This is a genomic window from Pseudoalteromonas sp. HL-AS1 (assembly GCF_031198785.1).
Taxonomy (GTDB): domain Bacteria; phylum Pseudomonadota; class Gammaproteobacteria; order Enterobacterales; family Alteromonadaceae; genus Pseudoalteromonas; species Pseudoalteromonas distincta.
In genome coordinates, this window is sequence record NZ_CP133569.1 from 614767 (window position 1) to 635254 (window position 20488).

At 44.9% G+C, this 20488-nt stretch carries 26 protein-coding genes; 21 read left to right on the forward strand and 5 right to left on the reverse strand.

Annotated features, from left to right (window positions below):
* Nucleotides 1-2 precede the first annotated feature (2 nt).
* Both RB214_RS02830 and RB214_RS02835 read left to right on the forward strand, forming a co-directional pair.
* Entirely contained in the window at nucleotides 3-269 is a 267-nt protein-coding gene (locus RB214_RS02830; RefSeq protein ID WP_309168332.1) for a hypothetical protein, read from the forward strand.
* Entirely contained in the window at nucleotides 266-541 is a 276-nt protein-coding gene (locus RB214_RS02835) for a hypothetical protein (RefSeq protein WP_309168333.1), read from the forward strand. The genes RB214_RS02830 and RB214_RS02835 overlap by 4 nt, the downstream gene beginning before the upstream one ends.
* A gap of 171 nt (nucleotides 542-712) precedes the next feature.
* On the opposite strand, the gene RB214_RS02840 is transcribed toward RB214_RS02835, so the two are convergent.
* Complete coding sequence (locus RB214_RS02840; RefSeq protein WP_309168334.1) at nucleotides 713-958, reverse strand: ogr/Delta-like zinc finger family protein; 246 nt, start codon at nucleotides 956-958, stop codon at nucleotides 713-715.
* Nucleotides 959-1301: 343 nt separating this feature from the next.
* Here RB214_RS02840 and RB214_RS02845 point away from each other — a divergent pair, with 343 nt between their 5' ends.
* Together RB214_RS02845 and RB214_RS02850 are read left to right on the forward strand one after the other, a co-directional pair.
* The gene (locus RB214_RS02845; RefSeq protein ID WP_004589365.1) at nucleotides 1302-1553 is read left to right on the forward strand and encodes a hypothetical protein; all 252 of its coding nucleotides are present in this window, start codon (nucleotides 1302-1304) and stop codon (nucleotides 1551-1553) included.
* 54 nt (nucleotides 1554-1607) lie between these two features.
* Entirely contained in the window at nucleotides 1608-1952 is a 345-nt protein-coding gene (locus tag RB214_RS02850; protein WP_004589364.1) for a hypothetical protein, read from the forward strand.
* A gap of 18 nt (nucleotides 1953-1970) precedes the next feature.
* Here RB214_RS02850 and RB214_RS02855 read toward each other — a convergent pair whose 3' ends face one another.
* The 4 genes from RB214_RS02855 to RB214_RS02870 are packed head-to-tail and all read right to left on the reverse strand — an operon-like array spanning nucleotide 1971 to nucleotide 5585.
* Entirely contained in the window at nucleotides 1971-2426 is a 456-nt protein-coding gene (locus RB214_RS02855) for a hypothetical protein (RefSeq protein WP_309168335.1), read from the reverse strand.
* Complete coding sequence (locus RB214_RS02860) at nucleotides 2426-2752, reverse strand: phage holin family protein (RefSeq protein WP_039972501.1); 327 nt, start codon at nucleotides 2750-2752, stop codon at nucleotides 2426-2428. The genes RB214_RS02855 and RB214_RS02860 overlap by 1 nt, the downstream gene beginning before the upstream one ends.
* The gene (locus tag RB214_RS02865) at nucleotides 2749-3813 is read right to left on the reverse strand and encodes a phage portal protein (protein ID WP_004588937.1); all 1065 of its coding nucleotides are present in this window, start codon (nucleotides 3811-3813) and stop codon (nucleotides 2749-2751) included. Before RB214_RS02865 ends, RB214_RS02860 begins: the two co-directional genes overlap by 4 nt.
* Nucleotides 3813-5585 (reverse strand): terminase large subunit domain-containing protein, encoded by a 1773-nt coding sequence (locus tag RB214_RS02870; protein WP_309168336.1) that lies wholly within the window; start codon nucleotides 5583-5585, stop codon nucleotides 3813-3815. Before RB214_RS02870 ends, RB214_RS02865 begins: the two co-directional genes overlap by 1 nt.
* Before the next feature lie 204 nt (nucleotides 5586-5789).
* On the opposite strand from RB214_RS02870, the gene RB214_RS02875 reads away from it, so the two are divergent.
* The 17 genes from RB214_RS02875 to RB214_RS02950 all read left to right on the forward strand — a co-directional run bounded on the left by RB214_RS02875 (nucleotide 5790) and on the right by RB214_RS02950 (nucleotide 20462).
* Nucleotides 5790-6671 carry a GPO family capsid scaffolding protein gene (locus tag RB214_RS02875; protein ID WP_309168337.1) on the forward strand — a complete coding sequence of 294 codons (882 nt, stop codon included), beginning with the start codon at nucleotides 5790-5792 and terminating at the stop codon, nucleotides 6669-6671.
* 43 nt (nucleotides 6672-6714) lie between these two features.
* On the forward strand, nucleotides 6715-7752 hold the full coding sequence (locus RB214_RS02880; protein ID WP_309168338.1) for a phage major capsid protein, P2 family: 1038 nt from the start codon (nucleotides 6715-6717) through the stop codon (nucleotides 7750-7752).
* Nucleotides 7753-7838: 86 nt separating this feature from the next.
* Nucleotides 7839-8582: a phage terminase small subunit gene (gene gpM / locus RB214_RS02885; protein WP_309168339.1), complete on the forward strand. Its 744-nt coding sequence runs from the start codon at nucleotides 7839-7841 to the stop codon at nucleotides 8580-8582.
* A gap of 106 nt (nucleotides 8583-8688) precedes the next feature.
* Nucleotides 8689-9126 (forward strand): phage head protein, encoded by a 438-nt coding sequence (locus RB214_RS02890; RefSeq protein ID WP_309168340.1) that lies wholly within the window; start codon nucleotides 8689-8691, stop codon nucleotides 9124-9126.
* Nucleotides 9123-9593, forward strand: coding sequence for a phage tail protein (locus RB214_RS02895; protein ID WP_309168341.1), 471 nt, complete (start codon nucleotides 9123-9125; stop codon nucleotides 9591-9593). Before RB214_RS02890 ends, RB214_RS02895 begins: the two co-directional genes overlap by 4 nt.
* On the forward strand, nucleotides 9586-10218 hold the full coding sequence (locus RB214_RS02900) for a phage virion morphogenesis protein (RefSeq protein ID WP_309168342.1): 633 nt from the start codon (nucleotides 9586-9588) through the stop codon (nucleotides 10216-10218). Before RB214_RS02895 ends, RB214_RS02900 begins: the two co-directional genes overlap by 8 nt.
* 22 nt (nucleotides 10219-10240) lie before the next feature.
* Nucleotides 10241-11341, forward strand: a complete 1101-nt coding sequence (locus RB214_RS02905; protein WP_309168343.1) for a DUF2586 domain-containing protein — start codon at nucleotides 10241-10243, stop codon at nucleotides 11339-11341.
* 10 nt (nucleotides 11342-11351) lie between these two features.
* Nucleotides 11352-11801: a phage protein gene (locus RB214_RS02910; protein WP_004588928.1), complete on the forward strand. Its 450-nt coding sequence runs from the start codon at nucleotides 11352-11354 to the stop codon at nucleotides 11799-11801.
* Nucleotides 11801-12421, forward strand: coding sequence for a hypothetical protein (locus RB214_RS02915; RefSeq protein ID WP_309168344.1), 621 nt, complete (start codon nucleotides 11801-11803; stop codon nucleotides 12419-12421). Before RB214_RS02910 ends, RB214_RS02915 begins: the two co-directional genes overlap by 1 nt.
* A gap of 2 nt (nucleotides 12422-12423) precedes the next feature.
* A complete protein-coding gene (locus tag RB214_RS02920; RefSeq protein ID WP_004588926.1) occupies nucleotides 12424-12711 on the forward strand; it encodes a putative phage tail assembly chaperone in 288 nt (95 codons plus the stop codon).
* 53 nt (nucleotides 12712-12764) lie between these two features.
* The gene (locus RB214_RS20455; protein WP_375144332.1) at nucleotides 12765-12878 is read left to right on the forward strand and encodes a hypothetical protein; all 114 of its coding nucleotides are present in this window, start codon (nucleotides 12765-12767) and stop codon (nucleotides 12876-12878) included.
* 4 nt (nucleotides 12879-12882) lie between these two features.
* On the forward strand, nucleotides 12883-16377 hold the full coding sequence (locus RB214_RS02925; RefSeq protein ID WP_309168345.1) for a phage tail tape measure protein: 3495 nt from the start codon (nucleotides 12883-12885) through the stop codon (nucleotides 16375-16377).
* Complete coding sequence (locus tag RB214_RS02930) at nucleotides 16377-16706, forward strand: DUF2590 family protein (RefSeq protein WP_309168346.1); 330 nt, start codon at nucleotides 16377-16379, stop codon at nucleotides 16704-16706. The genes RB214_RS02925 and RB214_RS02930 overlap by 1 nt, the downstream gene beginning before the upstream one ends.
* Nucleotides 16696-17844 carry a baseplate J/gp47 family protein gene (locus tag RB214_RS02935; RefSeq protein WP_309168347.1) on the forward strand — a complete coding sequence of 383 codons (1149 nt, stop codon included), beginning with the start codon at nucleotides 16696-16698 and terminating at the stop codon, nucleotides 17842-17844. The genes RB214_RS02930 and RB214_RS02935 overlap by 11 nt, the downstream gene beginning before the upstream one ends.
* Nucleotides 17837-18640 carry a hypothetical protein gene (locus RB214_RS02940; RefSeq protein ID WP_309168348.1) on the forward strand — a complete coding sequence of 268 codons (804 nt, stop codon included), beginning with the start codon at nucleotides 17837-17839 and terminating at the stop codon, nucleotides 18638-18640. The genes RB214_RS02935 and RB214_RS02940 overlap by 8 nt, the downstream gene beginning before the upstream one ends.
* Nucleotides 18637-19212 (forward strand): phage tail protein, encoded by a 576-nt coding sequence (locus RB214_RS02945; protein ID WP_101163705.1) that lies wholly within the window; start codon nucleotides 18637-18639, stop codon nucleotides 19210-19212. Before RB214_RS02940 ends, RB214_RS02945 begins: the two co-directional genes overlap by 4 nt.
* The gene (locus RB214_RS02950; RefSeq protein ID WP_309168349.1) at nucleotides 19212-20462 is read left to right on the forward strand and encodes an SUMF1/EgtB/PvdO family nonheme iron enzyme; all 1251 of its coding nucleotides are present in this window, start codon (nucleotides 19212-19214) and stop codon (nucleotides 20460-20462) included. Before RB214_RS02945 ends, RB214_RS02950 begins: the two co-directional genes overlap by 1 nt.
* The last annotated feature ends 26 nt before the right edge of the window (nucleotides 20463-20488 follow it).

Below are 20488 nucleotides of genomic sequence, written 5' to 3' on the forward strand. Positions count from 1 at the left end.
ATATGACTATTCAAATTTCAAAAGTATTAATGCCGATGGCATGTATTAGTTGCCAGGCATTTTGCCCAAAAGGTTTTGCAGAGGATCAGCACAGCCCGTTTATTACAAAATTCGACAAGCCAAAGCCTAAAACCCAATACGGCCAGTGCGGAAAAAACAATAACAGCGTATTTGCTACCGAAATTTGCAACGGCTACCAGCAAGAACCTAACGCCAACGTATTTACAGTAACTAACAGAACACAACCAAAACAGCAGGTGGCATTATGAATACTCACTCAGCAGCAGAAAAAATGCTTTCAACCGGGTTATTTTATACAGCAAGAATGTTAGGCCATGCCTTTGGTGAGTCTCAAAAAGACGGCAACCGTAGTATTGAAAATATTAAAAAGAACTCACGTTATGAAATTATTGAAGAGAGCCACCCAGTGAACAAAATTAAAGTAGTCGCTATCGATGGCCGCAGAATCACTATTGAGCAGTTACAAAACACCGCCTTGTTATTTAAGCGCCCAAGCTTATTAATAAGAGGACGAACATGAAACCAAAAATTAAACGTCGTAACTGGGTATACTACTCAATTGTTAAGTTTACCGAAACTTGCAAACCCCAACAAAACAGCTAAATTTAACTTTGCCGAAAGGCAATTTTTAACGTTTTCGTCCTAACCCACACATGTTGTGGGTTTTTTTATGGCTAAAATAAAGTTAAGGCTAAAGCCCAATCAATTCCAATTGTTGTTCTCGAGGTAGGTTTTTAATAAGTGATGCCGCTAATTGTGCAGTAGTTTTACAAGGCGGGTTTAAGAAGTGATCAAACGACTGGGTAATACGGAATGTAGCCCCGCACTCTTTAGTGTTAGTGCACGAGCAATATAAATTCACCACATGGGCGCTTTGCTTTTCACGTGATGTAACTGTTGCTTTAGCTTCGCAATTTGGACAAGTAACCCGCGCCATAATATTCACCAATCGTTAATAAAAACAACTGTCATTATATACAGTGGTTGCATGTATGCCAAACAACCATTTAACTATTAGCTGAGAACCCAAAGACTCCAAAATTCACTCCTCCTCGCCTTCCGCTTTCGTGCAAAAAATGCGTTCAATTGACACCCCCAGTGACAAGCCCTTTCTGGCTAGCCCTTATTACTAAAGGATCTAAAAGAAAGTTAAAAAGGATCGCAGTGTCAAAAGTGTGACAATGTTTGACATAAAGTGACAATAAAAAGCTCAAATAGGTGGTCATTTGCCTAATATTGAAATATCATTAATTTATTATCAGTTAAGTGATAAATAAATTATGAAATATTTACATAAAGGCTCACAAAGCCAAGAGCGGTTAGATGTGCTTTTGTCGTTTGGTAAAAGCACCAGTGAAGATATAAAAGCGGCGCTTAGCGATTACTTAGTTCGTGGTATTAGCAAGACCAATGCAGCAACGCTTAATGGTGTGCCTGGGCCAAACTTTACAAGAGCGCTTAAGCGGCTTGAGGTTGTTGCAGGTAAGGTTGAAGAGGTTAAAGAGCTAGATTGGTCTAGTAGACTTGGTTAATTAAAAAAGCTACCTTGTTATACCTATTACTATGCATTAGAAAAGGATTGAGCAATGTTAGATTTTATTAAGTACGTTTTAAATGAATTAGGTTTAGATGAGCACGCTGAGCCGACAAGAACATCGGTTATGAAATATCACTTTAGGTCCAGAGATGAAGAGATTCACGTTAATTTTGATTTAATCATAGATGATACTTATTTGGAGTTAACAGAAGAAGATGAAAAGGCATTTCGTGAATTTAGAAGCAAGCAGATATTTGGTGAAAAGCTAGAGAATCTTGAGTCGAGTATAAATAAGGCGGTTAAATTATATATGGCAAAAGCAGAATTAACCAAAGGAAACCAGCAGGGCTCAACATTCAGATTAACAATTGATTTGAAACTAGAAGAAGTTTAAACACCAAAGCGCTAGCTCCTAACTAGCGCTTTTATTCCCTTTAGCTTTCCCGCCCCAAAACGCTCTAAACAATCGCATTAATCCAAGCGTCGAAACCGCAATCCCTACAATCACAAATTCAAAGTACCAGGGCGCGCCTTTATAACCCATAGATTGCCAACCTTTATGCATGTAAGGTTGCATGGCCGGTATAAAATGGCAGATGAACAAACCCAAAAAGAATAGAATGATCAATTCATCCATTAAGGTTTTGTCGCGGTTCTTCAGCACAAGCAAGTCATAATCAGCATCGTTTTGCTCGGCTTGCATGCAGCGCCTTGCTTTGGCTTCAAACTGCGCAATTTTAAAGTTGTTTTCAGCACGCGCTACGTCTGCAGCCATTTCTGCCGCTATGCGTTTACGCTCAACATAGCCGCCGGTTAAATCGGCTATTGGGTCAGTGATGAATGAAACCAATGTTTTAAACCATCCCATTATTTGCCACCCCTAATTAATTTAATAAACGCTTTTGGGTCTTTGCTAATTGCTTTTATTAGCGTATCGAACCCCTCTAAAATGTGCGGGGCAGCATAGGCGGTTACCCCAATTACACCGGTTTTTAAGCTTTCATCAAATTGCCGCCACTCGCAAAACATAGCGGCAAGGTAAGCTGCAAATATCGCAATGAGTACACTCATAAAATAATGAAAAAACGTAAACTGCCGTTTGCTTAAATACATTTGTATGCCTGCGGCTAAAAAGCTCAACATAAATAAACGCCCCCATTGTTTAATAAATTCCATAAAGTCTATCCAGCTCATGCGCTTTCCTTCGTTGTTGGGTTTAGGTCTGAATATTCAGGCTCTTTAAATTCAATATGCTGTGCGGCGGGTAGGTAGTTATTAATACCTAAAACATCTTGCTGCAGTGGTACTACTTCGTTGTTGTAGTAGGCGCGGGTGATTTTATCTAAATCACCAAAGCCGGGGCTGTCGCCAGAAGATTGACCGCTAAGTGCTTCTTGCGCACGGTGCATACTGAGCATGTCGTTAAGCGTAATTTTTTTAATACGTTCAAATTCGTCTTTAGTTGATATGTCGCCAACGGGCGTTATCTTTATCGACTTTTCAGCATCGGCCTTATTACTGCGGAAATTAAAAAACAAACTTCTAAAATTACCCACGCCTTTGCTATCGCGTATGGCATTCTTTAGTGCTGTTTCATCGGCATCACTTAAGTTCGGGTCGGCCATTGAGAATATAAAACCCATGTGCGCGCCGTTCTTGTAATAGCGGCGTCTAAATAAAGTGGCATCTTCGTTGAGTAAGGCTGATTGAATACCCCCGTAATACTGCGGTATGCCGTAAATACCTTGCGCTGGGTCGTACTCTTTTACGTGAATAACTTCACCTGCATTAAAGTAAATAGGCTCATGGCTGCGATTACTTATTTGTGCATATACGCCGCGCGTATCGGTATAACGCATAGTCAGTGCAGGCAAATGGCGCAGCTTAATGACCTGCCCAAATGAGTTTTTAATAATCTGCAAATAGGCGTTACCACTCCACAGCAAATCAAAGGCAAACTTACTAAGCGCTTGATGGCTTAACAGTGGGTTAGGTTTATACCATTTTAAAATCATGTTGCGCTTAAAGTAGAGAATGGGCCCGTGCTGGGCATTAACGCGCAGCAGCTTTACCAAACCTTGTAAACTTATTGGCGGTGCATAAATGCCGTTGCTATCACTAAATACCCCAATGTAATCGGTTAGCCGGTTATCTAAACACGGCTCAGGATCGCCAAAGCTAAACGAATCGGTAACCGCTGTTCGTTGGTTATAGTTAGGCGCATGGCCGTTACTTACTTGTAATCGTGGTTTCATTAAGCTGCAATTCCTACAGAGGTTTGGCGGCTGTGGGCATTGCCGTCCAGTGGTTCAAATTTCATAGCGTGCATAATTGCCCACGCAATATCGGCGTGACCTGTGGTCGCGGTGCGGTTTGTGGCATAGGTAATTTGGTCGCCAACCACTTTACGGCGAATATTTATAAACGAGCTGGCAATATTTACTGCGTCCTGGTCAAACTCAAAACGGCGGTTTTTAATTACGTTAATCGCCTTAATAACCAGTTGGTTTTTAATAATGGGGTTGTAATGTATTGGCTCGGCGTTAGGGTAAAATTTAGTGATCATCTCCCATACACCATAACCAATGCCGGTGGTATCAACACCAATGTGTTGCACGTTGTATTTTTCGGTGAGTAGCTTTATCTCGCTGGCCATGGCTTCAAAGTCATTACCGCTTAAATCGACTGCTTCAAGTAAGCGGAACTTTTCGCCAGGCTTCATCGGAGCACTTAACACAGCAACGCTTGCTTTATCGCCAAAGCGGGCGGGGTCAAAGCCAATTACCACAGGCTTTAATGCAAACGGACGTTCGCACTCTAAATCAAAATCATCCCATTTAGTGGAGTCGCCAACACAGGCCATAATTTGTTTAAGGTTAAATGCACTGTGGGCATCATCAATAAACTTACACATAAACAAGTTATTAAACTCATCCGTGCTGTATTCGTTTTCAAGTACTTCAATATCAATACGGTCAAAGCCACTTTTAACCACATCGTGCACTGTGAGCATTTGCCGCCAAATACCATCGTCACATAACAGGCCATGCTTTAAGTTTTTATGGCTAACATCAATGGCAAATTCAGGGTCGTTACAGGCTTTGGTTTTTCTGTACCATTTACCGTTCCAATGGTCGTACGCTTCATGACTGGTAACACTTGGCGTACTAAAGTAGGTAATACGCAAATGCTTATGCGTTGCCATGGCCTGTGCCAAACCGCGCAGCGTTTTATAGTTTGGTATCCAAAACACTTCATCTATATATAAGTCGCCGCTTTCCGACTGAGCCGTGCGCGCATTGGTACTTTTAAATATCAGCTTAACCGTTTTACCGCCGGCTAAATTAAGGACCATCGGTGAGCCGGTTAATTCAATATTAAAATGCTCACGGCACAGTGCCACAATATTAGCTTTAAATACTTCGGCTTGGTCACGGCTTGCCGATATAAATATTTTATTACGGCCATTTACCACAGCATCGTAAAACGCTTCAAACGCAAAATAGAATGTGGCACCAATTTGACGAGGTTTTAAAATAAAGCGACTGCGGTAGTCTTGGTTTTCAAACCAATGTTTTTGGTGTGGGTAAAGTAGCTTGTCTTTAAGCTCGTTGAGCATATCAACGGTAATGCCAGAGCAATCGTTTTTCTTTTTCTTCTTCGGCTTTTTATTGCTACCGCCTCCATTATTGTTCCCCGCATCATCATTACTGGCACGTTGTTTAGGGGCAGGAGCAAGCTTGCTTTTATTAAGGGCGCATAATTGGCGGGTGCAAAAATCTAACTCTTTGTAGTCGGCATCGGTTTTATTGTCTTTATCGGCCAGCACATTAATGCGTTTGCTAAACGCCATTTCAGCATTATAGCTTGGGCACATATCCTCCCACTTACCAGCCTCAGCCCAACGGCGAACACTACGCGCACTTGGCATATCTTCAAGCTCGGCAATTTCATCCACCGTATAGCCCTCAACAACATACAAGTCTTGTGCTTTTTTGCGTATTTCTGGTCCGTAGTTCGCCTTCATAATGCACCGCGTTAATTAATCCATAGCGGCAGTGTATTAGTAATAAAGCGCGTAATCTGTTTGTTAAAAACCTGTCATTTCCTAAAAGCTAAATATAGGAATTTCAAAAAGTTAAACCGTTGGAAAGGATTAAAAAGAGGGTGCAAACTGCAATTACTTTAAAGCAAAACGCTTAACTAAAAAACATTTTTAAAAGGTTTGTTTATGCCAGGTCAACTACGTACAAAACCACTTTCTATTGCCGCCGTTGGCATGACCGTTGACGGCCGCGAAATTACAGAGCAAGACGTAGCCGACATTGTAGAAACCTACAACCCGCGTAAATATGGCGCCCGCATAAACCTTGATCATGAATTTAACTGGTCAGGGTGGGCCGCTAAAAACCTACACAATGTTGATATACCCGGCATGTTGGGCGATGTAGAAAGCGTTGAAGCCTACGAAAACGAAGAGGGCGTTGTATGTTTATACGCTGTACTTGCCCCAAACCAAAGCTTTGTACAGCTCAATAAAGCAGACCAAGCCGTATATTTCAGTATCGAAATAAGCCGTGATTTCATGGGCTCTGGCAAAACCTACCTAACCGGCTTAGCAGTGACCGACTACCCAGCAAGTTGCTATACCGACCGCATTCATTTCAGTAGTAAGAGCAAAGCAGACGACACGGAAGTCGCCTTATTAACCGTTGATTTAGGGTCATGTGAGCCAATCGACACACCTAAAAAACCCTTTTTTAAACGACTATTCGCAAAGGAAGAATCCGACATGAACGAAACGCAATTAGCCAATGCATTAAAAGATGCACTCGGCACACCGCTTAGCGAGTTTGGCCAAAAGCTTGACGGCCTAACAGCAAAGCTTGATTCATTCTCAACCACCAACGTGGAAGCCGAAGACGAAACAACCCCGCCAGCCGAAGAATCAGCGGAGCTTACAAAGCTTAAAGAAGAGCTATCAAGCACAAAAACAGCACTGGACGAACTAAACGACAAGTTTGCCAAAGCATTAAAAGCACCTGCGGGTGATACCACCGACGCCGACGATGAGCCCGAAGGCGACGAAGGCAAATACAGCCAGTTGCTGTAATTGCATTCACTCTAACTTAACTTAGCAAAACGCAGGAAAGAACATGAAGACCAAAACTAAACAGTTATTTGTAGCAGTACTTGCAGGCATGGCAAGCAACTACGGTGTTGCTTCAATGAGTGAGCAATTTAACGTAGAACCAACAACTGAACAGCGCTTATACGATGCAACGTATGAGTCAGCTGAATTTTTACAGATGATCAACACAGCGCTGGTAGACGACATTGTTGGCCAGTCAGTGATCATGAGTGTAGACGGCGGCGTGACAGGTCGAGCAGGCGTTGAAACTGACGACACCAAAGAGCGTAAAACTCGCGATGTATCAAAGCTCGCTAAGCGCGAATACCGTTGCTACCCGGTTGAGTGTGACATTCACATCACATGGAACAAAATGGACCAATGGTCAAAGTTTCCTGATTTTCATCAGCGTTACCGTAACCATGTGCGCCAAGCAATTGCACTCGACATTATTAAAATTGGCTTTAATGGCACATCAGCGGCCGACACAACCGACATTACAACAAACACCATGCTGCAAGACGTAAACATTGGTTGGTTACAACTGTTACGCCGCGATGCGCCAGAGCGTGTAATTACCGAAGGTGCTGTAACTGACGAAATTCGCATTGGTGCCGGTGGCGATTACGAAAACCTAGACCAAGCGGTGCACGATGCATTGCAAGGTATTCCAGTTCATAAGCGTGTAAACATGGTGGCCATCATTGGCGACGAGCTGTTAGCGAATGACAAAAACAAGCTATACGCCAAACAAGCACACACGCCAAGTGAAAAAACCAAAATTGAGTTACAACAGGTGATTGACACTTACGGCGGCCTAGCTAGCTATAAAATTCCGTTCTTTCCAGAGCGCGGCATTTTAATTACCAGCTTTGAAAACCTAAGCCACTACGTGCAAGCAGGGTCAACCCGCACCCACGTAGAAGACAACGCCAAAAAGAAACGTGTTGAAGACTACCTATCACGCAACGATTGCTACTACGTCGAAGACCTTGAAAAAGCAATGTACTTTGAGTCAGCAAATATCAAGCTACCAAATGCGGCAGGTGATGCCTGGGTATAAGTAGCTCGTAAAATTCCCAATTAGCCGACCTGTTTGCTCCAGTTTCTGAGTCGGCTTTTTTTAACCAAATTAAAGAGTGTTTTTAAATGAGCTTAGTCAAAAAATCATTAGCCAAAGCAGTTAGCAGTGTACCAAGTAGCACTGAAAAGCAAGCGCCAACGGCAGCGGCAACAGCCACTCAAGCCAACGCGCCAGCAAACAACACCGAGCAAAACGAGTACCTGTTTTTTGCAGCGGCCATCGAGTCAGACTTAGCTCAACTAAAAACATTTACAGATATTAGCGACAAAGCCAGCTACAAGTCAGAAGCCCTGCAGCGCAATGACTACCTAGGCTACATTAACCGTTACCGCCTAAGCGGACAAAACCACCACAACAAAGTATTGGCATGGGTGTTTATTTGGCTAGTTGATTTAAAACGCTGGGATGCAGTGTTAGAGCTATTGCCATTACTCATTGAGCAAAAGCAACCACTGCCAACCGTGTTTAATACCAAGCATTGGCCTGCGTTCGTTATCGACCAGCTCTACGATGATGCAAATTACTACCTAACAGAATCAAAGCAGCAAGGCCTGTATGACATTGGCTTTACGCTGCATCGCTTAATTAATGCAGTTAAAAACCAAGATTGGGCAGGGCTTGAGGTCGTAGGCGGCAAGCTTTACGCCATAGCCGCAAAAGTAAACAAAGCACAGCTCAACTTAGGCAACGCCCTTTACTTTGCCGAAATGGCCCAAGCCATTAACGACAAAGCAGGCGTTAAAACCATGCTCAAAGAATTGCAAAAAATGATTAAACCAGCGGAGCCAGAAAAGCAAACCGCTGACTAGCTCCAACGCCGGCGGGCAACTTAGCACAGCGTTAGTATTATGTGTTTAACGAGTGTGACTAAGTGGCGCCCGCACCCAATTAAATGTGTGTTTTTACAGGTGCAATATGAACTTAAGCGGCATGCCACAAGCAGATTTACAAAGCATCGATGTTGATGTGCCAGGTAATGGCTATTACCCAGCACTGAGCACCGCGTATTTTATTGAGCACTACGCAATAGCCCAAGAGTACGCAAGTAAAAGTGATCTGTTAGTTGAAAAACTAAAACGCGCACAGGGTGAAATTAACCAAGAACTAGCCAGCGCAGTGCTCACCAATGGCGAGCCATTAAACGCACAGCAAATAATTTTTTATAACGATGCAGTGTATAGCAAAGCCAAAGCTAATTTACTGGTATCAAAACTAGGCAGTACACACCGCGATAGCGCAACAGCACAGAGCCAAACGGCCATTGATAATTATGAACATTGGAAAGGCCAAAGCCTAAACGCCATGCGACTGCTGCAATCGCTTAGCCCTAACTTATCGGTTGAGCTGTTATGAGCCAAAGCAAAATAGCAATGCTTAAACAGCATTTAGCCAGCGCTGAATACCAAGGCCGTAATTTAGCGCTAAGCACTCAGTTCGACAGCTGGATAGAAGGTGGTCGCATAGAGCCAAGTAGCAAAACGGTCAATGGTAATGGCTTATTAGCTGCGCGTTTTTATTACTCAGGGGTTATTAGCATAAACCCTTGTGCAGCACCGGCAGCATTGATCTGTGCGTTTGCATCGTTTTGGTTGCAAAACAATGGGGGTCGTTTTGATAGCACTGACATTGAATTTAGCGCCGACGTAAACGACGACAACAGCAACGAAGTAGAACTGACAATGGAACAGCTTTGTGAAGACATAGAGCTAGTACAAACAGCCAACGGCCCGTTTGAATTAAACGGCAACCGTTACGACTTTGGCGAGCAAAGCCTATGGATAGCTGAAGCGTTCACACTGCATGGCGAAGTAAGTGCTTAACGTCAAATTTGACGAAGGGCGCAGCAAAGAGCAATTAGCGTTTTTAAAGCTTAAGCCGCGTAAGCGCCGCAACATATTACGCGGTGCAATACGCGCAGCAAACAGAAGCAGTAAAGAGCGGATCACCAGGCAAAGTGATTTAACGGGCAAAACATGGCAAGGCAGAGCAAACGGTAAAAAAAAGAAAATGCTCACCAAGCTAAAGCGCAACATGAAAGTACGCTACGGCGCAAATAGCGCAGGGGTATATTTCAAAGGTGGCAACAGCGGGAAAATAGCCCGTGCCCACCAAGAAGGTGTAAGCCTAGATGCAGGCAAGCCAAAAGGCAAAGCCGCACAAAATAAAGAGGGCCCAGCCACACGCAACTTAGCCCGCGCATTAATAGCCGAGGGCTACAAAATACCGCGTGGCAAAGGCAAGGGCAGCAAACGCCCAAGCATTAAATGGATTACAGCAAACTTAAGCATTAACCAAGCAGGGTTTTTACTGCGCGAATTAAAGGGCAGCTCAGGTAAGAGCAGTTGGAAAATTGATTTACCGGCCCGCTCCTTTTTAGGACAAACATTAGCCGAGCAAAAAGAGCAAATGAATTTTATTTTAAACAAAGCTATGCAAGTGGCGTAGCGCAAAGCAAAAAGGAACGACCATGGCACAAGGTAAAGTATCCGTTGCCGCCATACAAACAGGCAGTGGCGCTACAAAACAGGTAGAACGCACCGTGTTGTTTATTGGCCAAGCAGCCAAAAGCAACGGCAGCATTCTAGCCATTAATGCACAAAGTGATTTTGATGAGTTATTTGGCGATGCCGACTCAGCACTAAAAACACAAGTTAAAGCATGGCAACGCAACGGCGATGATTTAGTTAGCGGATACGCTATCCCGCATGGCGCGGGTGATGACGTAATGGCGCTTATTGATCAGGCAATGGACCAAGACGTTAGCCCCGAAATTATTGTTATTTGTACACCCGTAACAGGCAAAGCAGAAATCGAAAGCTATCAAGCCAAAGCGCTTGAGATTTTATCAAGCCTTGCGCGCCGTGTTCGTTTTTTACTGGCCGCGCCAGGTTTAACGGCTGAGCAAAACTGGACAGATTTAGTGACAGCATTACAACCATTAACCGATGGTGTCGTGGGTGACCGAGTGGCCGTGGTGCCATTACTGTTTGGTGACGAACTAGGCGCTGTAACAGGTCGCTTATGTAAAAGCGCAGTCACCATTGCTGACAGCCCAATGCGCGTACTGACTGGTGCAATGTCGCTCATGCCATTGCCTGAAGATGCAGCAGGCAACCCGCTAACCAATGCAACAACCGAAGCACTTGATGCGCTGCGCTTTAGCTGTACGCAGTTTTATCCTGACTTTGATGGCGTTTATTTTGGCGACGTAAACATGCTAGACGCCGAAGGTGGTGACTTTCAGCAGATTGAAACAGGACGCATTGTAGATAAAGCAGCGCGAGCTGTGCGCATTATTGCAATTCAGCAAATTAAAAACCGCCGCTTAAATAACAGCACCAGTGGTATTGAGTTTGGCAAGCGTGTGATGGGTAAACCACTGCGCGATATGAGCAAGTCTATCAACATTGGTGCTGATAAGTTCCCGGGTCTTATTGATGCGCCAAAAGATGACAGCATCAGCCTTACATTTATGGACGCGCGCACATTACAGGTTGTGCTTAAAGTAAAACCAATTGATTCCCCGAGCACCATTATTGTTGGGATCATGTTAGACGACGCAGAATAGGAGCGCGAACATGCAAAAAGTATTAGGCGGTAAGGATTTTGACATCTTCATTGGTAGTTCAATGGTGCATGTCATGGAAGCCACAGTAAAAATTACCGACGGCCGCACGGTAAAAAAAGTGCGCGGTATACCAAAAGGTTTTATTGATGGCGATGTAGAAGCAGAAGTAACGCTAAAGCTCGATCACGAAAACTGGTTAATTGTGCAAGCGCAAGCTGAAAAAGCAGGCAGCTGGAAAGGTATTGAACCGTTCGATGTGGCATTTAATGCTGAAGTGGCCGCAGGCAAAAAGAACGTAGAAGCATTTGGTTGTTTGCCACAGCTAGACGAAATTTTAAACATCAAAGCGGATGGCGGTGAAGAAGACACCACATCAATTAAGTGTCCAGTTACCAGCCCTGATTTTGTAAAAATCAATGGCGTGCCTTACCTAACAGCAGATGAAGTGAGAGACTTGTAATGACTAAAGCCATTCGCAACTTAAATGCAGCAACACTATTAAGCACCATGCAAGCGTGTGGGCATAAAGTATTTGAGGGTGAACTAAACCTAAACATCATAGGTATTCGCCATGCAAACACACGCGTCAATACGTTTAACGATGCAATTTGTGTGCTGTATCAGCAAAATGGCGAATGGCAGTTAAAGCAGTTTAAAGCCACAACAGACGCAGGCACATACTGGCGCAAAAACCCAATGAACATAGACGGCACCGCTGTGCTAATTGCAGGGCAGCATAGAAGTTTATGGGCGCTGGGTTATCACCAGGGCAAATACCGCGCCCTTGTACAACATAAACCGGTTGTTGTCCTACGTGACAATAACCAAAACACCGAGTTAGACACGGACGTCACACCCCAAGCAGTACTGCAGCAAGGTTACTTTGGCATTAACTGCCACCGCGCAAACAGCAAGGTCACATCAATGCAAGTTGATAAATGGTCTGCCGGTTGCCAGGTGTTTGCAAACCCAAATGACTTTGATGAATTTATTGCTTTGTGTGAGCAATCAGCAGCCAAGTATGGCCCTTATTTTACCTACACACTGCTAGACCAAGCAGACATAAAAGAGAGTGAATAATCATGGCGTTTGAGAAAAAAATCACATTAGAAACACCCGTTGGCGACATTACATTTAACGTAAATGCCGCAGACTACAACAAATACATTAACGCGACGCAGCCAAATAACAAAGTACAGCCAGCCACTAACTTTGTATTAAACACAGTGGTTGAAAGTGATGCTAAAAAAGTTCAAGAACTGGTGAAGCAGCCGGGCGCAGCATTGTTTTTAGTAGGCGCGATTGTTGAAGAATACCAGCCAGAGTTTAATTTTACCGTAAAAAAATCGAAGGCCGAGCCAAGCAAATAGGCAAAAACAGACTCGATCAGTTACTGGCATACCACGCTAAATACTTCAGCAACATGCCAGTAACCAACGAAAGCTTGGCACAGGCGCTTTACCTTGAAACATCACAGCAAGAAAACTTTGTAACCGCCGTAAATAACGGCATTTGCACAGCATTAGGCGGCGAGTAATTTAATGGCAACACTCAGCAAGTTAGATAAGTTGACTTATTCAATCGGCATCATCGACAAGGTGACAGGGCCGGTTAATAAAGTCATGGCTAAAATTAATCAGCTGAGCCAGCAAACAGCCGCCGCGCAAGACCAAATGATGCGTGGCGCAACCACCGCCGTTGCCGGTGGTTATGCACTGGCTAAATCACTAGCCCCCGCCATTGATCACGTTGCCGCTTTGGGCGAAGTGCAATCACTCGGCGTTGCCGACGACGCATTACAAAAACTCACTAAAACATCATACGAATTTGGCTTTCAGTTCGGTGGTAACTCAGCTGAGTTTGTCCGCAGTGCATACGATATTCAATCAGCCATTGCCGGACTAACGGGCGATGAGTTATCAGAATTTACTAAAACATCAAACATACTAGCGGTAGCAACCAAAGCCGACGCAGCCACTATTACCAGCTACATGGGCACCATGTATGGCATATTCGAAAAAACAGCCAACAAAATGGGCAAATCTAATTGGGTAAACCAAATAGCAGGCCAAACAGCAACCGCAGTACAGCTTTACAAAACCACCGGTGCAGAAATGCAAGCGGCGTTTTCAAACCTTGGCGCAACCGCAACAAACATCGGGTTAAGCTCAGCCCAACAATTTGCCCTAGTGGGCGAGTTACAGTTAGTTGCTAAGTCGGGGTCGGTTGCGGGCACGCAGGCCGCATCGTTATTACAAGGTATTGGCAAGGCACAAGAAACGCTAGGCATAGAATTAACAGCTGATAATGGCGACATGCTCGCAATAGACGTAGTGCTAGGGCGTATTAATAACCGTCTATCATCGTTGGGTTCTGTTGCGCGCGGCGACGTGCTAACGCAAATATTTGGTAAACAAGGTGCAAAAGCGGTCGACGTACTAAGCACTAAAGTCGACAAATTAAAAGACGGCATTGCCGTTTTTGAAGGCGTGCAAGACAACTCAAAAGCGGCCGAAATGGCAAACATCATTGCCAGCCCATGGGATAGGCTGGGCGGCTCATTCAATGCCGCCGCTACAGCAATGGGTAACCGCTTATTACCCGTGGTAGAGCCGTTCGTTGAAATGCTCGCCGCAGGCTTTGCTTATATAGTTTCATTAACCGAGCAATTCCCTGTTTTATCCAGCACAATAGCAACCGTTGTGGTTGGCGTGGTGGGTTTAGTAACCGTATTTGGTTTAGTAAATTTTTCAATGGGTTTACTTAAATTTTCAGGGTTAACGCTTACCTCAGTTTTTGGTGGGCTTACATCAGTTACAGGGCTTTATACAAAAGCCAACAAAGCGCTAGCCGGATCATTGGCTACATCAACCAAAGCAACACACAGCGCATCATTAGCGAGCAAGCTTTTTGCTGGCGTTACAGCGAGAGCCACGTTAGCACAAAGTAGATTCCACACCACAGCAGCGTTTACAGGTGGCTATTTACCAGCACTGGGTGCTTATGCCAAAGGTGCGGCTGTCAGCGTGGGTAAGTTTGCTATGGGCCTATTTAACGTCACTCGCATCATGGGGTTTTTAAATGCCGTAATGTTGGCCAACCCATTAGGCGTGATCATCGGTTTAGTGGTTTTACTCGCCGCATTAATCTATAAATTTTGGCAACCCATCAAAGCCTTTATGAGTGGTTTTTGGGATGGCTTTGTACACAGTTTTGCACCAGTCATTGATGCATTTAGCGAGCTGGGTGCAGCATTTTCGCCTATTATTAACGCAGTTAAAAGCGTGTTTAATTGGTTTGTATCGTTGTTTACACCGGTTGAACAATCAAGCCAGGCGCTAGCCGGGGTAGCATCAGCAGGTGAAGTTTTCGGTTTAGTGTTTGGTGCCGCATTAAACTTAATACTGTTCCCGATCAAAGCGGTTATTTGGTTTATAACTAAGCTTGTTAACGTCATCACTTGGGTAGCGAGCGCTATTAACGGTATGTGGAATGCGGTTAAATCTCCGTTAGGCAGCTTTTTCGACTTCATCAAAACCATATTTGGATTTACACCAATGGGCATGATGATGAAAGGCTATGGCAAAGCGTTCGACTGGTTAAGTGAAAAGGTAGGTGGTTTAAAAGGTATTGCCGATTCAATAAAAGACTTCTTTAATTTTGGTGATGATGAAACAGAAATAAAAGCAACAAAAGTAACGCAAGCCGCACAACCAAAAACAATGGTTATGCAAAACGCCGATCAAGCTTACAGCCGTGACTACGGCCAAGCAGTAATTAACAAAGCAGCTAAGTTACCAGCCAATACAGTTGCCGCAAACGATGCCACTTATTTACCAAGTACAGCTAGTAACGCATTGACAGTACAACCCAAAGTAATGACTGAGCGTGAAGCCGCAAACGATGCCTTTAAATTTACTAGCCAGCGCTTACCTGCAGTGCCGACAGATACTGCAGCACCGTTAAATTTAGAGTCGCAGGCACGTAGCCAAACGTTAATAAACCGCGCGTTCCCAAGCGAGCAAAACAGGGCAGTAACTAACAGCGCAGCCAGCACTGCAATTAATGACGCTGTAAATAACACGCAGGCATTAACAGAGGTAAATAGCAGTGTAACTAACGCTACGCAAAGCAACTTAGCGCCAGCGGCCATAACTGCCCAACCAAAAGTAATGACTGAGCGTGAAGCCGCAAACGATGCCTTTAAATTTACTAGCCAGCGCTTACCTGCAGTGCCGACAGATACTGCAGCACCGTTAAATTTAGAGTCGCAAGCACGTAGCCAAACGTTAATAAACCGCGCGTTCCCAAGCGAGCAAAACAGGGCAGTAACTAACAGCGCAGCCAGCACTGCAATTAATGACGCTGTAAATAACACGCAGGCATTAACAGAGGTAAATAGCAGTGTAACTAACGCTACGCAAAGCAACTTAGCGCCAGCGGCCATAACTGCCCAACCAAAAGCAATGACCGAGCGTGAAGCAGCAAACGATGCGTTTAAATTTACTAGTCAGCGCCTGCCCGCTGTGCCAACCGACAACACAGTACCACTAAATTTAGAGTCGCAAGCACGTAGCCAAACGTTAATAAATAGCGCATTCCCAAGCGTTAAAAATAACGCAGTAACCACAGCTGCTAACGAAGGCGCAAACTCAACTAGCGCAACAACGGCCAACATCAATAGCAGTGCTATTAACTCAGCATTACAAAACAGCACAGCCAACAATTTTACTAATGCGGCTAATTCGCCTTTACCGCCGTTGCCAACGAATAAAACAGATCAGGCAATTACCAACACGGCAAACAACAGCGCATATAAAGTTGACCAACTAAGCACTGAGCAACAACAGCAAAGCAATAGTTATAAAGCCAAGGTGCAAAAGTCTGCGTTTTTACAAAACCTAACCAGCAATACAAATAACAGCAGCAGTTCTAGCGACAGCGATAACCGTAAGAGCGTGCATATTGAAACCGTGAACTTTAAATCTGACGACTTAGCGCAAAGCTTTGAACAAATGATGGAGTTAGCCGGCTAATGGAATTTGATATAGCGATGCATATAGATTTAGAAATACAAGATAACGACTTTGTACTAAACGACTCGTTAAGCCCAAGCACATTAAAAAAGGCTGGTGTTATCGCGCAGGATATTAAGCACCGAATTTTAGAAAGCGGCCTATTAACTAAGCTTGTTGGCCTGCGCAATAAAAACGGTATAGCACCCATTTTAACTGAGCTTGAATTACTCACAGAGCAAGACAATCGCATTAAGCCAGGCACTATAAAAGTGTATCGCAATGACGACGGTACATTAAGCATCACCGCGCAAACGCGCCAATACGGAGGCCTACAAAGTGGACTTTAAAACCCTAATGCAAAACGCTGGCTTGCCAATGGACGAGCAAACGGCACAAGCGCAGTGGCAAACACAACTAAAAGAACAAAACATACAAGTTGCCAACAACTCACCGTTTGGTCCGTTCTGGCGAACCGTTGAAGCGTTGATCACAAAGCCCGTTGTGCAGCTATTTAATTGGATAGCCCAGCAATTAATGCCAGACTTATTTATTATGACCGCTAGCCGCACTGCGTTAATTGAACGCCACGGCCCCGCGCGTAATGTATTTATTCAAGCAGGCGTAAAAGCACAAGGCATACTCACGTTCACCCGTATCAATACTGAAGGTGAAAGCGCTATTTTTGCTGGTACGCAGGTCATTACTGATGTACTCGGCGATAAAACGTACACGCTCACATTGTTGCAAGATGTTTATTTCAGCGACGGGCAAGGCACTGCATATGCACTGGCCGAGGCACAAAACACCGGTGCCGCATTTAACTTACCCGCCCATGCTTACCGCTACTTTCCAGAACAGCAAGGCGGGATCACCGTAACCAACAATGAGGATTGGTTAATTAAGGCAGGTTCCGATGATGAAAGCACCGAGCATTACCGCCTGCGTATTCGCAATGTATTCGGCACCGCTGCGCGCTGGCATATTAACGCCGTGTACAAACAAATTATTGCCAGCTTTGCCGTACCAATCGACAACATAGAAATAGAAACAAACGCCCCCCGGGGTCCAGGCACTGCCAATGCATACATCTATTTAGATGTTGGCCCTGTACCAACAGCTTTGCTGAGCGTGATTAATCAGCACATTCGCACCGCAGGCCATCATGGTTTAGGTGACGACTTTATGGTTTACGCCATGGCAACCACGGGCTTTGATATTACCGCAACGTATAAATTGCACCCACAAAGCAGCAGTATTAAGAGCGATTTAACCACGTTTATACAAGCCGCTTTTCGTCAAAATGCAGCGTATGCACCTACACGCGTAGCGCATCAAACAGTATTCAGCATTAGCCAATTGATAGCAGAATGCCACGAGCAATTTAGCGAGCTTAAATCAATTAAATTTGATATTGACGACATAACCGCCGCGAACTGGCTGCCGGTACTTACATCATTAACCGTTAATGAGGTGGCAAATGGCTAATGAAATCGCCACTTGGTTAAATAAAGGCTACGCCGAAAAACTGGTAAAAGCAGCAACTGGCTATTGGGATCAATCACGCGACTACGTTATGTGGGCTGTTAACCAAAAAGATGAATCTAAAAACGAAGAGCCAGTTTTAGGTTTTTTGGCGTGGGAGCGCCTAACTACTCGTTTAGATGACGAGCCGATAGAGCTCTATCGTAAGCGCGTGCAGCATGCACTGGTAAATACCATTGGTGCCGGCGAAATTGCCTCAGTTAAAAGTATTTTTGACCGCTTAGGGTTGGAGGTTCTTAACGTGCGCGAAAGGCTCGACGGGCGTGACTGGGACATTATTGCTATTGACATGACCGATTCAACACTCGCAGGCAATACTGATTTACTACCAGAGCTCATACAGCTTTATGGCCGCACTTGTCGCCGTTATGAATTAACCGTGCATAACAAAGCGGATGCATCGCTAAGCTTGGGGTTAACGCACGTGCAATGGGATAGCTGCCACATTGATCACTCACTGCATTTGGCCGCACAAAATAAAGCAGCACAGCAATACAGCCATGGTTTTACTAACCTGCAAAACGAAAGTAGTCACGCGCCACTGCATGCAATTACGCACAACGTAAAACACACACTGCCCACTGAGTTGTTATATCAATTTTTAGGGTTTGATAACGTAGTGAGCAACACCGCACATCAAGCAATGACCACCGATGTACAGCATGTTGTTGCGGCGCATCACCGCTATGGATTTTTAAGTAAAGAGGGCGGTATAAGCATCGCCAAGGAGACACTATGAGCGAAGCCATCACCGGCATTATGACCAACGCCGGAAGAGGTTACATAACCACCCGAGCACTTGAAAACAAAGGGCTTGATGTAAAAGAGTTGGTGTTTGCAAAAATACCAAACCTGAATGAGCAGGAAGAGCGCAATCCAAACGAGCCAATGCCTAGCGATTTGCAAATCGTACACCGCCGAAATATTGATGTGTCTGGCTATGTTGACGAAAACACCGTTGCATGGGCCGTGGTGCTAGAGCAAGAAATCGGCGACTTTGACTACAACTGGATAGGCCTAGTAACGCAAAACGGCACTTTATTAGCCGTTGACTACCTGCCGCTTCAGCGCAAACGCCAAGGTGTAAATAACGTACACAACCGATCGTTTGTTCTTAAGTTTGCAGCAGCGGCGGCGCTGGCTCGAATCACAATCCCTGCGCAATCATGGATGTTTGATTACAGCCCGCAAATAGATGCGCTAAACGCACTATCACTAACCACAGCAACCGCGCAGGTAAACAACATGTACCGCACGTTGCGTAACTATTTCTTAATGTCAGAATTTACAGTATTTACTAAGGAACTATGATGAGCATTGAACAAATCAACGAAATCGTAACCGCGGCAGACCGTGTGGTTGCAGCGGTAGAAAATAAAGCAGCCGAGATAGACTCAAAAACAGCCGCGCTAGACAGCGACTACAACAGTAAAAAAGCAGCCCTTGATCAGCAAGTTGCCGAAAACTCGGCGCAACTGGCAATCGTTGCATCAGACGGCTACCGAAAAGCAATCGAAGATGCATCAGGTGGCCGCAATACGGTAGTAATTGACGAGCAAGGCAATCCAAATGTCATGGTGCGCATCCCGCGGTTTAACTACGAAGACATCAACCAAGCAATTCTAGACCGTTTGGGAGTTGACTTAATGCTTGGCACGGGTACGCCAACTATGTTCCAGCGCAATGGCGAGCAAATGGGTGAGGTGCTCATTGCAAAATATCTAGCATCATCAGGCGCCAATGGTGGCTGTAGCGTAATTGGTGGTGTACAACCACGTACATCAGTTAACTACGATGTAGCAAAAGCGCTGTGTAACAATAAAGGTGCAGGATGGCACATGATGAGCATTCACGAATGGGCCGCAATCGCACTGTGGTCGCTAGCTAATGACACCGTACCACGCGGCAATACAAACTACGGCCGCAGCCACGAAAAAAAATTAGAAACAGCCCGTCGTGGCGATAATGGCATCCCAGGCGATACGTCAGGGCTTGCAAGAACCGACACCGGTAAAGGCCCTGCAACATGGTCGCACGACCACGCAGAATGGGGCATTCAAGACCTGGTCGGTAACGTGTGGGAGTGGCTAGACCAAATGATGCTAAGTGAAGGTCAGGTAATTACTACGCTAGATAACAACCCAGAAATCGTAGAGGAAAACTGGATCAAGCATTCAGCTTATTTTGACTCACCAGTCGCAAACACAGAAGGCACCGGCAGCGCTGGATCTCCAGTGCTTAACAGCGCAATTACAAACCGTAATGGGCCAGTAGGCGAAGATAGTAACGACAATCCGTATTTAACAAATGGCCATTTTGCAGCTATTACAAAATCAGAAACGTATCAAAAAGTCGAGATTTTACGCCGCTTGCTTATTGAATCTGAGTCAACCACAACAGTGCCCGGTGCAATCTACTGCCGAAATTATGGCAATCGTTTCCCGCGACGTGGCGGCAGCTGGGACAATGGCTCGAGCGCTGGCTTGGGCGCGCTCCACCTCCTCAATGGCCGTTCGAATGCGAGCAGTGGTATCGGTTTTCGTCCCGCTTTCTTTGCGTAATTGATTATTGAAATTTGAACCCCGGG

Coding starts and splice junctions, on each gene's coding strand:
- RB214_RS02830 (WP_309168332.1), top strand. CDS start 3: ATGACTATTCAAATTTCAAAAGTATTAATGCCGATGGCATGTATTAGT.
- RB214_RS02835 (WP_309168333.1), top strand. CDS start 266: ATGAATACTCACTCAGCAGCAGAAAAAATGCTTTCAACCGGGTTATTT.
- RB214_RS02840 (WP_309168334.1), bottom strand. CDS start 958: ATGGCGCGGGTTACTTGTCCAAATTGCGAAGCTAAAGCAACAGTTACA.
- RB214_RS02845 (WP_004589365.1), top strand. CDS start 1,302: ATGAAATATTTACATAAAGGCTCACAAAGCCAAGAGCGGTTAGATGTG.
- RB214_RS02850 (WP_004589364.1), top strand. CDS start 1,608: ATGTTAGATTTTATTAAGTACGTTTTAAATGAATTAGGTTTAGATGAG.
- RB214_RS02855 (WP_309168335.1), bottom strand. CDS start 2,426: ATGGGATGGTTTAAAACATTGGTTTCATTCATCACTGACCCAATAGCC.
- RB214_RS02860 (WP_039972501.1), bottom strand. CDS start 2,752: ATGAGCTGGATAGACTTTATGGAATTTATTAAACAATGGGGGCGTTTA.
- RB214_RS02865 (WP_004588937.1), bottom strand. CDS start 3,813: ATGAAACCACGATTACAAGTAAGTAACGGCCATGCGCCTAACTATAAC.
- RB214_RS02870 (WP_309168336.1), bottom strand. CDS start 5,585: ATGAAGGCGAACTACGGACCAGAAATACGCAAAAAAGCACAAGACTTG.
- RB214_RS02875 (WP_309168337.1), top strand. CDS start 5,790: ATGCCAGGTCAACTACGTACAAAACCACTTTCTATTGCCGCCGTTGGC.
- RB214_RS02880 (WP_309168338.1), top strand. CDS start 6,715: ATGAAGACCAAAACTAAACAGTTATTTGTAGCAGTACTTGCAGGCATG.
- gpM (WP_309168339.1), top strand. CDS start 7,839: ATGAGCTTAGTCAAAAAATCATTAGCCAAAGCAGTTAGCAGTGTACCA.
- RB214_RS02890 (WP_309168340.1), top strand. CDS start 8,689: ATGAACTTAAGCGGCATGCCACAAGCAGATTTACAAAGCATCGATGTT.
- RB214_RS02895 (WP_309168341.1), top strand. CDS start 9,123: ATGAGCCAAAGCAAAATAGCAATGCTTAAACAGCATTTAGCCAGCGCT.
- RB214_RS02905 (WP_309168343.1), top strand. CDS start 10,241: ATGGCACAAGGTAAAGTATCCGTTGCCGCCATACAAACAGGCAGTGGC.
- RB214_RS02910 (WP_004588928.1), top strand. CDS start 11,352: ATGCAAAAAGTATTAGGCGGTAAGGATTTTGACATCTTCATTGGTAGT.
- RB214_RS02915 (WP_309168344.1), top strand. CDS start 11,801: ATGACTAAAGCCATTCGCAACTTAAATGCAGCAACACTATTAAGCACC.
- RB214_RS02920 (WP_004588926.1), top strand. CDS start 12,424: ATGGCGTTTGAGAAAAAAATCACATTAGAAACACCCGTTGGCGACATT.
- RB214_RS20455 (WP_375144332.1), top strand. CDS start 12,765: ATGCCAGTAACCAACGAAAGCTTGGCACAGGCGCTTTACCTTGAAACA.
- RB214_RS02925 (WP_309168345.1), top strand. CDS start 12,883: ATGGCAACACTCAGCAAGTTAGATAAGTTGACTTATTCAATCGGCATC.
- RB214_RS02930 (WP_309168346.1), top strand. CDS start 16,377: ATGGAATTTGATATAGCGATGCATATAGATTTAGAAATACAAGATAAC.
- RB214_RS02940 (WP_309168348.1), top strand. CDS start 17,837: ATGGCTAATGAAATCGCCACTTGGTTAAATAAAGGCTACGCCGAAAAA.
- RB214_RS02945 (WP_101163705.1), top strand. CDS start 18,637: ATGAGCGAAGCCATCACCGGCATTATGACCAACGCCGGAAGAGGTTAC.
- RB214_RS02950 (WP_309168349.1), top strand. CDS start 19,212: ATGAGCATTGAACAAATCAACGAAATCGTAACCGCGGCAGACCGTGTG.